16 protein-coding genes are annotated in these 13,384 nt (G+C 71.5%); 4 read left to right on the top strand and 12 right to left on the bottom strand.

Translation table 11 applies throughout. The features are described 5' to 3' along the window. Nucleotides 1–67 precede the first annotated feature (67 nt). On the top strand, nt 68–418 hold the full coding sequence (locus BLT97_RS01295) for an ArsR/SmtB family transcription factor (protein WP_093606762.1): 351 nt from the start codon (nt 68–70) through the stop codon (nt 416–418). On the opposite strand, the gene BLT97_RS01290 is transcribed toward BLT97_RS01295, so the two are convergent. Together BLT97_RS01290 and BLT97_RS01285 are read right to left on the bottom strand one after the other, a co-directional pair. Then, a complete protein-coding gene (locus BLT97_RS01290; RefSeq protein WP_093606761.1) occupies nt 338–1,849 on the bottom strand; it encodes a nucleobase:cation symporter-2 family protein in 1,512 nt (503 codons plus the stop codon). The two genes, BLT97_RS01295 and BLT97_RS01290, sit on opposite strands and share 81 nt — an antisense overlap. A 240-nt stretch (nt 1,850–2,089) precedes the next feature. Beyond that, a complete protein-coding gene (locus BLT97_RS01285) occupies nt 2,090–3,439 on the bottom strand; it encodes an FAD-dependent oxidoreductase (RefSeq protein WP_093607683.1) in 1,350 nt (449 codons plus the stop codon). Between the two features lie 259 nt (nt 3,440–3,698). On the opposite strand from BLT97_RS01285, the gene BLT97_RS01280 reads away from it, so the two are divergent. Next, on the top strand, nt 3,699–4,289 hold the full coding sequence (locus tag BLT97_RS01280; protein WP_342742679.1) for a DUF6214 family protein: 591 nt from the start codon (nt 3,699–3,701) through the stop codon (nt 4,287–4,289). 31 nt (nt 4,290–4,320) lie between these two features. Here the strand turns inward: BLT97_RS01280 and BLT97_RS01275 are convergent, their stop codons facing one another. Next, nucleotides 4,321–4,986: a DUF305 domain-containing protein gene (locus BLT97_RS01275; protein WP_245769082.1), complete on the bottom strand. Its 666-nt coding sequence runs from the start codon at nt 4,984–4,986 to the stop codon at nt 4,321–4,323. Between the two features lie 175 nt (nt 4,987–5,161). On the opposite strand from BLT97_RS01275, the gene BLT97_RS01270 reads away from it, so the two are divergent. After that, the gene (locus BLT97_RS01270; RefSeq protein WP_093606759.1) at nt 5,162–6,670 is read left to right on the top strand and encodes a hypothetical protein; all 1,509 of its coding nucleotides are present in this window, start codon (nt 5,162–5,164) and stop codon (nt 6,668–6,670) included. A gap of 9 nt (nt 6,671–6,679) precedes the next feature. Here the strand turns inward: BLT97_RS01270 and BLT97_RS01265 are convergent, their stop codons facing one another. From BLT97_RS01265 to BLT97_RS01225, 9 genes are all read right to left on the bottom strand, one after another. Beyond that, nucleotides 6,680–7,333, bottom strand: a complete 654-nt coding sequence (locus BLT97_RS01265; protein WP_093606758.1) for a TetR/AcrR family transcriptional regulator — start codon at nt 7,331–7,333, stop codon at nt 6,680–6,682. A 177-nt stretch (nt 7,334–7,510) separates the two neighbouring features. Then, nucleotides 7,511–8,416 carry an oxidoreductase gene (locus BLT97_RS01260; protein WP_093606757.1) on the bottom strand — a complete coding sequence of 302 codons (906 nt, stop codon included), beginning with the start codon at nt 8,414–8,416 and terminating at the stop codon, nt 7,511–7,513. Between the two features lie 70 nt (nt 8,417–8,486). Continuing rightward, nucleotides 8,487–8,768, bottom strand: coding sequence for a hypothetical protein (locus BLT97_RS01255; RefSeq protein WP_093606756.1), 282 nt, complete (start codon nt 8,766–8,768; stop codon nt 8,487–8,489). A gap of 124 nt (nt 8,769–8,892) precedes the next feature. Further along, the gene (locus tag BLT97_RS37710; RefSeq protein WP_093606755.1) at nt 8,893–9,069 is read right to left on the bottom strand and encodes a hypothetical protein; all 177 of its coding nucleotides are present in this window, start codon (nt 9,067–9,069) and stop codon (nt 8,893–8,895) included. Between the two features lie 244 nt (nt 9,070–9,313). Next, nucleotides 9,314–9,487 (bottom strand): hypothetical protein, encoded by a 174-nt coding sequence (locus BLT97_RS37705; RefSeq protein WP_093606754.1) that lies wholly within the window; start codon nt 9,485–9,487, stop codon nt 9,314–9,316. Between the two features lie 116 nt (nt 9,488–9,603). Beyond that, nucleotides 9,604–10,311, bottom strand: coding sequence for an HAD family hydrolase (locus BLT97_RS01240; protein ID WP_093606753.1), 708 nt, complete (start codon nt 10,309–10,311; stop codon nt 9,604–9,606). A gap of 110 nt (nt 10,312–10,421) precedes the next feature. Then, on the bottom strand, nt 10,422–11,075 hold the full coding sequence (locus tag BLT97_RS01235) for a phosphatase PAP2 family protein (protein ID WP_093606752.1): 654 nt from the start codon (nt 11,073–11,075) through the stop codon (nt 10,422–10,424). A gap of 33 nt (nt 11,076–11,108) precedes the next feature. Next, nucleotides 11,109–12,044, bottom strand: coding sequence for a M56 family metallopeptidase (locus BLT97_RS01230; RefSeq protein WP_093606751.1), 936 nt, complete (start codon nt 12,042–12,044; stop codon nt 11,109–11,111). A 197-nt stretch (nt 12,045–12,241) separates the two neighbouring features. Further along, nucleotides 12,242–12,814 (bottom strand): DUF5134 domain-containing protein, encoded by a 573-nt coding sequence (locus tag BLT97_RS01225; RefSeq protein WP_176953590.1) that lies wholly within the window; start codon nt 12,812–12,814, stop codon nt 12,242–12,244. Nucleotides 12,815–12,954: 140 nt separating this feature from the next. On the opposite strand from BLT97_RS01225, the gene BLT97_RS01220 reads away from it, so the two are divergent. After that, nucleotides 12,955–13,311: a hypothetical protein gene (locus BLT97_RS01220; protein ID WP_093606749.1), complete on the top strand. Its 357-nt coding sequence runs from the start codon at nt 12,955–12,957 to the stop codon at nt 13,309–13,311. The last annotated feature ends 73 nt before the right edge of the window (nt 13,312–13,384 follow it).

Here is a 13,384-nt window from a genome sequence, read left to right as displayed (position 1 = left end):
GACCTCTCGTACAATGAACTCCGCAGCGACCGCCGGACCGGGCGGCGCCCACGGATCGGGAGGCAGCGTGACCACCGCGACGAGCAGCCGAGAGCTCGCCCACCCCGAGCGCGACGAGATCCGCCTCGAGGCCGTCCTGCACGCCCTTTCGGATCCGATGCGGCTCCAGGTGGTGCGCGAACTGGCCGAGGCCCAGGGCGAGTTGTCCTGCTCCTACTTCGACCTGCCGGTCACCAAGTCCACCACCACGCACCACTTCCGTGTGCTGCGCGAGAGCGGGGTGATCCGGCAGGTCTACCGCGGTACGGCGAAGATGAACGGGCTGCGCCGCGAGGATCTAGCCGCGCTCTTCCCCGGACTTCTCGACAGCGTTCTCGACGCGGCTGCCCGGCAGGAGCGGCGGCTCACCGGCAGCTGAGCCCGCGTCCGAGACCGCGGCCGCACCCTCGGGCGGACCGGCCTCGCCTTCGCCCCGCCCGGGATGGATCGCGCGGTCCGAATCGCCTCCCGGCCGGTCGTCACGCGGCTTGCCCCCGGGCAGGTGGTTGAAGAGCAGGTTCAGGGCGATCGCCGTGAGGCAGCCCGCGCTGATCCCGCTGTGCATGACCGTCTGGAACCAGTCGGGGAACTCCTCGTAGATCTCCGGCACGCCGACCGGCAGCATGCCCACGGCCACCGACACCGCGACGACCGTGAGGTTGTGGTTGCCGCGGAAGTCCACGGTCGCGAGCGTGCGCAGCCCCGTGGCGGCCACCGTCCCGAACATCACCAGCCCCGCACCGCCGAGCACCGGCGCGGGGATCGCCGCGACGACCGCGCCCAGCTTCGGCAGCAGGCCGAGCAGCACCAGGATCACCCCCGAACAGGCCACGACCCAGCGGCTGCGCACCCGCGTCATGCCCACGAGCCCCACGTTCTGCGCGAACGCGGTGTACGGGAAGGTGTTGAACACACCGCCGAGCACCGTCGACAGACCGTCCGCGCGCAGACCGTCCGACAGGTGTCGCGGCTCCACCTTGCGGCCGGTCATCTCGCCCACCGCGATCATGTCGCCGGTGGTCTCGGTCATGATGACCAGCGCGACCACCAGCATCGACACCACGGCAGCCGCCTCGAAGGTGGGCGCACCGAAGTGGAAGGGCGTGCTGATCCCGAGCCAGTCGGCCTGGCCCACGCCGCCGAAGTCCGTGAAGTCCAGCGGTATCGCCACCAGGGTGCCCACGAGGATGCCGACGAGGACCGCGATCCGGCTCAGGAACGGCGGTGCGTACCGCTGCACGCCCACGACCACCACGAGCACGAAGGCCGCGAGGCCGATGTTCTTCGGCTCGCCGAACGAGGGTGATCCCGCGCCGCCCGCCACCCAGCGCCCGGCCACCGGCAGCAGGGTGACGCCGATGATCAGGATCACCGTGCCCGTGACCAGCGGCGGGAAGAACCGCAGCAGTCGCCCGAAGATCGGCGCGAGCAGCACCATCGCGAGCCCGGAGACGATCACCGCACCGTAGATGGCGGGCAGTCCGCCACCCTCCGTGCCGATCAGGACCATCGGCGACACGGCCGCGAACGTGCAGCCCTGCATGATCGGCAGCCGCACGCCGAAGCGCCACACCCCGACGCACTGGAGCAGAGTCGCCACCCCGCAGATCAGCAGATCGGCCGTGATGAGATACGCGAGATCCGCGGGCGGCAGCTTCATCGCGCCGCCGACGATCAGCGGCACGGCCACCGCGCCCGCGTACATCGCGAGCACGTGCTGGAGACCGAAGGCGATCAGCTTGCCGCTGGGCGGCACCTGATCGACGGGGTGCTTCTCGTTCGCCGCGGCGGATGAGGGAGCAGAAGCCATAGGGCACTCCTGAACTGGCAGAGGGGACAAGGCTGTTCATGTGCAGGGGGAGCGGTGCACGCGAGTGGGGAGGCGGGACGCCTCGCGTGAGTGGGGGTGCACGAGACCGTAGGCGGCCTGAACAGTTTGTTGATTACGCGGATGTTGCCGCGCTGTGTCGGCGATCGCCAGACCCTTGCAGCGAGTTCGGGGGACGAGCGGTGGGGGCGGTGCGGCGAAGGCGGGGCCGGAGACCCGGGATCAGCCGGCCCGGTCCTCGCGGGCCGCCGCCAGCAGCGCGTCCCACTCGCCGATCTTCACCGGGCCGCGCCCGAGCGAGGCCCCGAGCGCGGCCTCGGCCCGCTCGATCGCCTGCCACCCGGTCCACTCCACGGGCCGCAGACCGGCGGCGCGCAGCCCCTCCAACGGGTCGGTCCTGACCGCCTGTTGTACGAGGCCGGGGGCGTCCTCGAGCAGGGAGCCCACGGTCTCCTTGGCGCAGGGACGGTTGGTGCCGATGACCCCGGTCGGGCCGCGCTTGATCCAGCCGGCGACGTACTCCCCGGGCGAGGGCACGCCCTCGCGCAGCACGCGCCCCGCGGCGTTCGGCACGACGCCGCGCTGCTCGTCGAAGGGGAGTCCGTCCAGCGGGATCCCGCGGTACCCGACCGAGCGCAGGACGAGTTGCGCGCCGATCTCCTCGTACGCGCCCGATCCCGTCACCCCGCCCAGGCCGTCGGGCAACGTCCGTTCGAAACGCACCGCACGCACCCGGCCGCCTTCGCCGAGGAGCTCCACCGGCCGCAGGAAGAACCGCAGATGGATCCGCCGGGACCGGCCCTGCGCCGGGCGGTCCGCGAAGGCGCGCAGGGCCTCGACGTTGCGCCGGCCGGCGGCGGGCAGCCCCGACGGGTCCGCGAAGTGCGGGTCGAGCGCCAACTCGGCCGGATCCACGAGCACATCGGCGTCCGCGAGCGAGCCGAGCTCGCGCAGTTCCTTCGTGGTGAACTTCGCCTGAGAGGGCCCGCGCCGCCCCACCATGTGCACATCGCGCACCCGGCTCGCCGCCAGCGCGGCCAGCGCCGCGGCCGGCATGTCCGTCCCCGTCAGCTCGTCGGCGCCGCGGGCCAGGATCCGGGTGACGTCCACCGCCACGTTGCCCACGCCGATCACGACGGCGGACTCGGCCGCGGCGAGCGCACCGTTCCAGTGCGCGTCGGGGTGCGCGCTGTACCAGGACACGAACTCGGTCGCCGACCAGCTCCCGGCCAGCTCCTCACCGGGCACGCCCAGATGCCGGTCGGTCGCCGCGCCCACGCAGTACACGACCGCGTCGTACAGCCGCAGCAGGTCGCGCGCCGCGATGCCGCCCGGACCGATCTCCACGGCCCCGAGGAAACGGACCCGTTCGTCCTGGAGCACCGTCCGCAGGTTGTTCTGCAGGGACTTGATCTTCTCGTGGTCGGGGGCGACGCCGTACCGGACCAGACCGTACGGGCAGGGCAGCCGGTCGAGTACGTCGACGCGTACCGGCACGCGGTCCTGCTGGACGAGCGACTGGGCGCTGTACACCCCGCTCGGTCCCGATCCGACGACAGCGACATGAAGCACGGTGAGGCTCCTCCCGCGGGATGCCTTCAGCATCGCACTCCCGTACGGGAAGGGGGAGATGTGCGCGGCGCCTCGGGGGAGGTGTGCGCCACGGCGCGGGCAAGGCGTCGGGGGAGATGTGCGGGGACGCGCGGCGAACGAGGGTGAAGGCTCGCGTGCCGTCACTGACCGAGAGTGATCGTCCAGATACGGTTCTGATGTGCTCAATGGATCATTTGACCCGGAATTTGATCAGAATCGTCCGCATCAGGTGACCTCCGTGCAGCCCGCGTGGGAGGTGCGCGGGCACGGCACCGCATCCACGGGACGGCAGCGGGGGGAGGCGGGCGAGGCAGGACCGGCTCGCGAAGAGGCCGGGCAAGCGGCCGGACAAGGACCGGCCGAGGGCGCGCTGCCCCCGTGGTTCGACGTACGCGTGACCTTCGGGGAAGGCGCGTACATCGATGTGCTCGCCGTGGCGGGCGAGACCGGCATCTCGATCGAGGACATGCGGGCCAGGCCGCCGCTGCCCCTGGGCGGTTTCGCCGCCCTGACCGACTGGCTGTCCGGCCCGCTGGAGGAGGCCTGTCGCGCCGTGGTCGCGGACCCCGCGCCCCGCCCGCCCGCCGCGGAACCCCGGCCGGCGGCGGACGGAGGCCGGCGCGATCACCGCAGGTCACGCCGTACGCAGCCACGTGGCAAGGACGCCCGGCTCGTGGCGGCCGAGGCCTACCGGGCGGCGCAGGCCGAGAGCCGCGATCCGGTGCTCGCGGTGATGGCCGCGACCGGACGCAGCCGCCGCCGGGCGCTGCGCCTGATCGCGGGCGCACGCGACGCGGGCCATCTCGCGCCGCGCCACAACCGCCGCTGACCAACACGCCGTACATGCAAGGGCGTTGGCGTCAGGCCATCCCGCGCATCCGGTCGACCTCGCTGGCCTGCTGGGCCATCACGTCGGCGGCCATCTCCTCCAGCTGAATGTTGTTCCCGCCGGAGAGCAGCTCCTCCGCCATGGTGATCGCGCCCTGGTGGTGCGTGATCATCAGCTTGAGGAAGAGTTCGTCGAAGGCCGCGCCCTTGGCCGCCTTCAGGTTCTTCATCTGCGGTCCGGAAGCCATGCCCGGCATCGTGTGGTGATCGTGGCCCTCGGTCTCGCGCGGACCGCCGTTGTTCTTGACCCAGGCCTCCATGGCCTCGATCTCCGGCCCCTGCGCCGCGTGGATCCGCTCGGCGAGCTTCTTCACCGCGCCCGACTTCGCCTGCTTCGGGGCCAGTTCGGTCATCTCCAGCGCCTGCCGGTGATGCACGATCATCATCTGCGCATACGTGAAATCGGCCGAGTTGGGCGTATCGTCCTCGGCCCGCTTCTTGGCCTCCTCGGGCGAGATCTTCTCGGACTTCTCGCCCGGCTTGCCCGGCGCGATCACCGAAGCCCCGCCCCTGTCACCGGACTTGGCCTCGTCCTCGCCGCCACCGGAGTCGCAGGCTCCGAGCAGCAGTGCACCGGCGAGCGCCACCGCGGCCGCGGCGCTGATACGCCGGTGCGGGGATCTGTGACGAAGCAGCACGGCAACCTCCTGGAACAACGGGAACGTTGGCGTCCGTCCTAGCACGAGCGCGGGCGCCGAAGATCAAAAACTTCTATTACAAGTGCGTTGCCATCTGTTGAGATGTGCATGGCGAGCACGATACTGCCGTTGTCCGTGAACCGTTCAACTACGAACGGCGACTTGGGAGGACAGAGTGAGCCAGCAGAACCGACCCCGTGCCCGGCACAGACGCCTCGGCGTCGCAGCCGCCGCATTCGGGCTTGTCGCCACCCTCCTGACCGCAGGTCAGGCCGGCGCCACCCCCGACCCGGGCGACACCCCCGCCTCGCCGAAGGGGGTGTCCAAGAGCGATGCCGCGGACACCCGCGAGGCGATAGCCAGCGGGGACATCCCCGGCCAGGACGAGATCGTCCACTCCGACAACATCGAACACGTCACGAACATCCCGAAGGACCTGCTGCCGGGTACGAACTCGGACCTTGCCTTCCAGGGCAAGTACGCGTTCGCCGGCAACTACGACGGCTTCCGGATCTTCGACATCTCGAACCCGAGGAAGCCCGAGACGGTCGCCCAGGTCCTGTGCCCCGGTGGTCAGAACGACATCTCGGTCTCCGGCAACCTGGTCTTCCTCTCCACCGACTCCTCGCGCAGCGACGACTCGTGCTCCAGCACCTCGCAGCCCGCGACCGAGAAGTCGTCGTGGGAGGGCATGAAGATCTTCGACATCAGCAACATCCGCGAGCCGCAGTACGTGGCCTCCGTGGAGACCGCGTGCGGTTCGCACACGCACACGCTGGTGCCGGAGCGCAAGAACGTCTACGTGTACGTCTCCTCGTACTCGCCGAGCACGACGTTCCCGGACTGCCAGCCGCCGCACGACGGCATCTCGATCATCAAGGTGCCGCGCAAGGCTCCCGAGCAGGCCAAGGTCATCGACTTCCCCGTCCTGTTCCCCGGTGAGGGTCCGGACGGCGGCGGCAACCCGGGTGCGCCCACCAACCCGGGTGTCTCGAAGACCACCGGCTGCCACGACATCACCGTGCTGCCCTCCAAGGACCTCGCGGCGGGCGCGTGCATGGGTGACGGCATCCTCTTCGACATTGAGGATCCCGAGCAGCCGAAGATCATCGACCAGGTCCAGGACAACGTGAACTTCGCGTTCTGGCACTCGGCGACCTTCAACCAGAAGGCCAACAAGGTCGTCTTCACCGACGAGCTCGGCGGCGGTTCCGGTGCCACCTGCAACGCGGCCATCGGGCCGAAGCGCGGTGCCAACGGCATCTACGACATCGTCGGCAAGGGCGACAAGCGCAAGCTGGTCTTCCGCTCGTACTTCAAGATCGACCGCCACCAGGCCGACACCGAGAACTGTGTCGCCCACAACGGCTCGCTGATCCCGGTCAAGGGCAAGGACCTCATGGTCCAGGCCTGGTACCAGGGCGGCGTCTCGGTCTGGGACTTCACCGACTCGAGCAAGCCGAAGGAGATCGGCTACTTCGAGCGCGGTCCGCTGTCGACCACCACGCTCCAGACGGCCGGTTCGTGGTCGGCGTACTACTACAACGGCTATGTCTACTCCAACGACATCGCCAAGGGCTTCGACGTCCTGAAGATCAACGACCGTCGTACGGATCCGGCGAAGCGGATCCGGCTGGACGAGCTCAACGTCCAGACGCAGCCCGACTACTTCGACCGGGACTAGCGGTCCCGCTCAGGACGCGGACGGCCCCAGCGCCGACCGCTCTCTGAGTCCGGTTCCGCCGGGCGCCTCGCCGCCCGGCGGAACCCCCAGCTCCCACGCGAGCCCGTAGCGGCGGAACAGTTCGGCCCGCAGCGGCTCCAGCGGCATCGGCGCCCCCGGCAGCAGCAGGGCGAACACGGCGCCCATCAACTGCGCCCGCAGCAGCGGGTACTCGCGGTCCACGTCGAGCGCCCCATGCCGTACGCAGGTGTCGCGCAGCAGCTCCGCGAGCCGCTGCTGCTCGGGGCACTGCACGAACCCTTCGGCCTGGAGAATCCCGGCCATGTGCGTACGCATCAGCACGGGCCGGTCGGTCGCCAGGCCCAGGATCGCGTCGATGGCACGGGCCAGGCGCTCGTCCCCGTCCGTCGTGACCGGCTCGCGCTCGAGCGCCGCGGCGAGCGTGCGATGCATCAGCCGGTGCACCGCGGACTGGAGCAGCTGCCGCTTGCCGGGGAAGTAGTACGAGACGAGCCCCCGTGCGCAGCCGGCCCGGTCGGCAATGTCGCCGAGCGTCGTGGCCTCGTACCCGCGCTCGCCCACCAGCTCGACGGTCGCCTGCAGCAACCGCTCGCGGGAACGCCGCCGCAACTCCTCGTTCACGGCTGCGCTGCGCGGGGACAAACGGAAACTCCTGCGTTGACTGGCTCGGAGCCAACTATACTCAGCGTGCACTGAACGGGCCCCTGCGTGGGCTCCCCAGTGCTGCCGTCCGCCCGGGCGACGCGGGGGATCGTCCGGACGGGCGGCATTGCCTTGTCCGGGACGCGTGTCACCCCAGGTCAGGCGGAGGGCGAGGCGTCAGCCGCCCGTCGGGTACCGCACCCCGGTCGCCCGCTCCGACTCTTCCCACAGCCGCCGTGCCGTTTTCGTGTCGTGCGAGCGCACGCTCGTGGCGACCGTCTCCGGGTGGCCGTTGCGCTGGAAGAGGCCGTCCGGCCCGATGCAGGTGCCGCCCGCCGCATCCGCGGCCGTCGCCGCGTACAGCAGCGGGAGTGCTCCCATCGCCGGCGGCTGCGCCCGGCCGCCCGCGAGGAGCCTGCCCTGGAACGAGGTGTCGCGCCGCTGCCCCTCGGTGGCGGCCACGCCCGGGTGGGCCGCCAGTGAGATCGGGCCTGGCGTCCGGGATTCCGGGTCAGGAGGCGGGGGCCCTGCGTTGTCGAAGCGGCGTTCCAGCTCGTATGCGAAGAGCAGGTTGGCCAGCTTGGACTGGGCGTAGGCGAGCCAGCGCTGATAGCGGCGGCGGGTGAAGTGCAGGTCGTCGGGGCGGACCCGGCCGAGGCGGTGCAGTCCGCTGGTGACCGTCACGACCCGGTCGCGGACGCGGTCGAGGAGCAGGCCGGTGAGGGCGAAGGGGCCCAGGTGGTTGGTGCCGATGTGGCGCTCGAAGCCGTCGGCTGTCACGGAGTGCGGGACGGCCATCACGCCCGCGTTGTTGATCAGTACGTCGACCGGCTCCGTCAGGCCTTCGGCGAAGGTGCGTACCGATGCGAGGTCCGCCAGGTCGAGGTGCCTGACCTGCACCGGGCCCTGCGCCGCCGCGGCCACCGCACGACCACGCTCCTCGTCCCGGCACGTGAGGATCACCTCCGCACCGGCCGCGCACAGCGCAAGGGTCACCTCGGCGCCCAGTCCGCTGCTCCCGCCCGTGACGAGGAAGACACGGCCTCTTTGGGGCGGAATGTCCGCTGCTGTCCAAGGAGGCATGGCCGGTCTCCCCTCGCCGCGACGCCGGTTGCCGCCAAGTCCCCAGTCTCTTCCTGCCGGGACGGTGCGGCTAGCGGCCGCGGGGGACCGCCTGCGGGGGAGTGCTGTCGGGAGTGCTGGCGGAGGTGCGTGCGGTGCGGGCGAGGCGTCGGCGGGCCCCGCGGTACATCAGCCAGGCCGAGAGAACGCCCGGCAGACAGTGCACCGCCAGTACGCCGATCACATGCGGTCCGCCCCAGTCGTCGGCGTACGACGAGGGGTCGCCGAAGTCGATCACGAAGGGCTCGACGACGGCGCGGGCGATGAGGAAGGTGCCGAGGAGCACACCGAGGGCGAGGGCGATCTTGCGCATGAGGACTCCTGGTCTCGCGGCGCATCGGAGCGCGCCGACTCTTCGACGTTAGAGTCCGTCGATCACCGGCAGAACCCGGCTGACCAGGAGCTTTCCCTGGGGGAAAACCCCCGGGGCGGGCGCCTCAGGCCGCTTCGAGCACACCGCCGCGCACGGCGGCCGCCCACTCGACGACCAGGCCCGCGTACTCCTTGCGCTGCTCCTCGCTCAGCCGGCCGCCGGAGCACAGCATCAGCCGCCGTATCTGCTCATTGAGCTCTTCGGCGGACCGAGTGGGGCGCGGACGTGGAGTGGAGGACATGTGAACGAGCTTAGGGGTCGGGTATGACAACGCGCTGAGAAAACTCTGGGTTCGCCACCTGTGCAAGAGCCGCCCAACCGCCTCTGACCTGCTGATTCGAGCCTGAGAGGGCTTTCAGGCGCGGGAGTTGTGATGTTCGCCTCGCCACCCGGGATCAACGCCCGCTCCGCTGCGGCCGTCTCCATCAGGTCTCCATAAGGGACAGGTGAGTTGTCCCCGGTCGTCCCAGGGTGAGTCCGCTGCGTCAGACCGGTTCGGTCACGTCGCCGCGTACGGCTGCCGCCCAGGCGGTGACCAGCCGCTCGTACTCCGCGCGCTGCTGCTCGTCGAGCCGGCCGCCCGCACGCGCCCACAACGCGCGGATCTGCTCGTTGAGTTCGGCAGACCGCACGGAGTGCGTGGCGGCTTCGCGGGACATGCCACCACCTTAGGGCCTGGCGCGACGGGCGCCGTGGGCCCAGAGGCCGGGTGGACCGCGAGCGGTGCCAGGGGCCAATGAGTCCCGCGGGGTTCGGTCCGCGGAATCCCGCGGGTTCAGGCCGCCGACGCATCCACCAGATCGAGCACGGGCAGCAGCTGACCGGGACGCTCATGCGCGGGCAGGTGGTCCACGAAGTGCACCGCGCAGCCGAGTTGGGCCGCACCGCCGTCCGCGCGCCGGTCGTCCCCGACCATGAGGGTGTCCGCGGGCGCGACACCCAGCCGTTCCAGCGCCACGGCGAACAGCCGGGGGTCGGGCTTCTGGATCCCGTGTTCGTACGAGAGGACATAGGCGTCGACATACGGGTCGAGGCCGTGCTCGCGGAAGACCGGCCGCAGGTCCCAGCCGATGTTGCTCACGACCCCCACGAGCACCCCGCGCTCCCGCAGCCCTTCGAGCACCCGCACCGTGTCGGGGTACGGGCCCCACGCGGGCGGTGTCCTGTGGCGGTCGTAGAGGGCCTCGTGCAGGTGCGGCGCCGGCAGACGCACGACGTTGGACAGGCCCGTGTATGCGGCGCGGTGCTTCTCCGCGCTCTCGTCGCGCACCTCCCACAGCTCGCGCAGATGCTCCGGCACGCGAGGGTGCGCGGTGCCGCCGGGCAGTGCGCCCACGTGGTCCAACTCCGCGGCGCAGCGCAGGAACTCCGCCTCGGACAACTCCGTCCCCGTCTCGTCGAGCACGGCCCGCAGCCAGGCCTCGGTGCTCTCGATCCGCAGCAGGGTCCCGGAGAAGTCGAAGAGCACGCCCTTGATCGCCATGAGACCGATCCTCGGCCGCGGCCGGCGCCACGGTCAAGCAGGAGGCGCAGAGGCCCACGCCCGTGCCCGTCAGCCCCGAACGTCCTCGCGCCTGCCCACGCCCGTGTGCGTCAGGCCCGCTCCTCCGTGCGCCGGTACACCCCCACCGCGACCACCACCGTCAGGAGCCCGAGCAGCCAGCCGCCCACGACGTCGCTCGGCCAGTGCACGCCGAGCCAGATCCGGGTGAGGCCGACACCGATCACGGACACCAGCGCGAGGGTCACCGCCGCCACCCAGGCGGCACCTTCGACCCCGTGGCGCCGCAGCAGCCACAGGAGCAGCCCGCACGCGACCGCCGCGGTCATCGCGTGGCCGGACGGGAACGAGGCGTAGTGCGCACTGTCGAGCGGCTCGCGCCACTGCGGCCGGTCCTTGCCGACCAGGGCCTTGAGTCCCTGCTGGACGAGCGTGCCCGCCGTGCACGTCACCGCGAGCAGCACGGCAAGGCGCCGCGCTCCGCGCAGCCACAGCCACACGGTCACGACCGCGCACAGGGTTCTGAGCGTCCAGGGATCCCAGACCCAGTCCGTCATCACGCGGTTGAACTGCGTCACTCCGTCGAAGTCGTGCGCCCAGCGGTGGACGGTCCGCGAGAGTCCCGTGTCGAAACTCTCGAGCGGAGGCCAGGCGAACACCACGAGGGCGAGCAGGACGGCCGAGAGCGCGGCGAGGAGCCCCGCGAGCGGGGCGGGACGGATGAGGTGTGGGGGACGACGTGACATGGGCTGATCTTTCCCGAGTACCCCTGGTGAGGGCTAGCCCAGCGCGCTGAGCCCCGGCACGAAGGCCACGAGAAGGGGGATCACGGGCACGAGCGCACCGGCCGCCGTCAGCCGCAGCCGACGGCCCGCGGTCAGCCGGGGTTTGGCCGACAGCAGCCGGTTCACGCGCTGCGGCACCTCGGCGTGCGCGGTCGGGCAGGGGCCGAACACCCCACGGTGTTCGTTGAGTTCGACGAGGGCGAGCGCGATCGTGAGCCGCCCGAAGCGGCGCGAGGCCACGTCGTCCGCGGCCAGTTCCACCAGGCGGTGCATCTCGTCGCGGAAGGCGGCGAACACCGGCACCTGCGGGAACCCGTTCGCGAGCGCCGAGGAGCAGTGCAGCAGCCAGTCGTGGCGCGCCGTGACATGGCCCTGCTCGTGCGCGAGCACGGCATCGAGCTGGCGCCCCTTCAGGCGCCGCAACGCGGCCGTGGTGATGGCCAGTTGAGGGGCCGTGCCCGGCAGCCACCAGGCGTCGGGGCGCTCGCCCTCGATCACCACGAGCGGGTCGCTGCCCGGCTCCTCGCCCGGCAACAGCGGGGCGCGCAGCCGCAGTTCGGTCCGTGCCGCGCGGCGCCGCGCCCGCGCCCGCAGCACTTCGCGGGTCAGCATCGCCCCGGTCCACAGGCCGCCGCACGCGAGCAGGACCGCGAGCCCGGCCGCCCACGGACCGCCGGCCCCGAAGGCGTACGCCTCGACCACGCCGGTCGGCGCGGGGGCGAACACCCGGCCGCGCACCTGGTGCCAGGCGCCCGAAGCGCTCAGGAGCATCGAGAGCAGACAGCACAGAAGCACCGCGGCCACCACGCACTGCCATATCCACAGCGCCACCACCGGCTCGCGTTCCGGCCACTTGGCCCGGGCGAGCAGACGGGGCGCCAGCACGGCGGTGAATGCGCCGAGCAGCAGGAGGACGGCAGGGACCATCATGCCGCCCAGCCTAGGAGGGGGCGGCTACCCGGCGGTACGGGCCGCGCGGCCAAGTGACGGACGCCACGGAGTCGTATGCCGGAAACGTCCGTTGTGACCCCGTCGCGGTGCCGGGCCCGCCCCGGATCCGGCTCCGCGGGCACTCCGGAACCGCTCCGCAGTCACTCCAGAGCCACTCCACAGCCACTCCGGAACCCCTACATCGTCAGCAGCATCGCGAACATCGCGATCCCCATGGACAGCCGGCAAGCCATCGCCAGCTCTGTCCGGTCACCCCACCCCGTGCCCGCGCCCGGCCCCCCGCCCGCCGCTGTGGCAGACCCCGGCACCGGACTGCCGGCCGCCCCCGCCGGCATCAGCCGCACCCCGGAGCGCAGTACGTACGCGGCGTAGTAGACCAGCAGCGCGCCGGTCAGGAGCGGCACGCCGCCCGCGCCGTGGTGCCCGCCGGACGCCATGGCCAGCGCCATGTAGACCATGGCCAGGGCCCCGACGAGATGGTGCAGATGGTGGGCGGCCCGGCGCGCGCGGCCCACCTCGTACGCGGCCGCGGCGCCGAACACCGCGACGTACGCCCACCACAGCGCGGCGGGCTGCGTGAGCACGGCCGCGGGCACCGCCATGAGGGCCATGCCGAATCCCATCAGTGCCTCACCGCCCGCGCCGGTCCGCTGTGCGGTCACCGGACTGCGCATCCGCAGCAGGCAGTACGCCCCCATCGCGGCACATAACGCGACAAGCAGCCAGCCTGCCGACGCCGGTCCGTGCACGGGCACCTCCCAGTTCGACGGTGTCGTGAGGTCGATGCCCGCAGTCGGGGGGTCGTACGCGGCGCACGGGTGTACACAGGGGAGCGCAACGGGGAGCCCGGTGGGCCACGGGGACGGCGCGAGCGGCGGTGGGGGAAGCGGTGGGGACGGAACCGTTCGGGTTGCTGATCGTGGCGGCGGGGGTGGTGCTGATCCTGTTCGGGCTGCTCTGGCGCGGACGGGTCCGGCGGCCGTTCGCACCACTGCGCGCCCTGGAGGCGCAGGACCGTATCTTCGCGCGTGAGCTGCGCAGAGCTGCGGACATGGCGATCGCGGCGGCCCGCCGCCAGGCCGCTCCCGACGAACCGGCGATCATCCGCGTGGACGATGTGATCCGCGTGATGACCGCCCAGTTCGGCCACTACCCGGTGCCGCGCGAGCAGGCCGCCGCCGCACTGCGCGAACGCTTCGAGGCGGGCGCCTGCCGCACGGACTGCCTGACGGACGCGTACGACTAGGGCGCCGGGCGCGAGACGTCGTACGTGACCTCCGGGACCGCACCGGACCGCGCCGGCCGCCTCGCCGGACCCG

Source organism: Streptomyces indicus (assembly GCF_900100315.1).
Lineage (GTDB): Bacteria > Actinomycetota > Actinomycetes > Streptomycetales > Streptomycetaceae > Streptomyces > Streptomyces indicus.
Note: the sequence above shows the minus strand (reverse complement) of the source record. Positions and strands in the feature narration are given on the sequence as shown.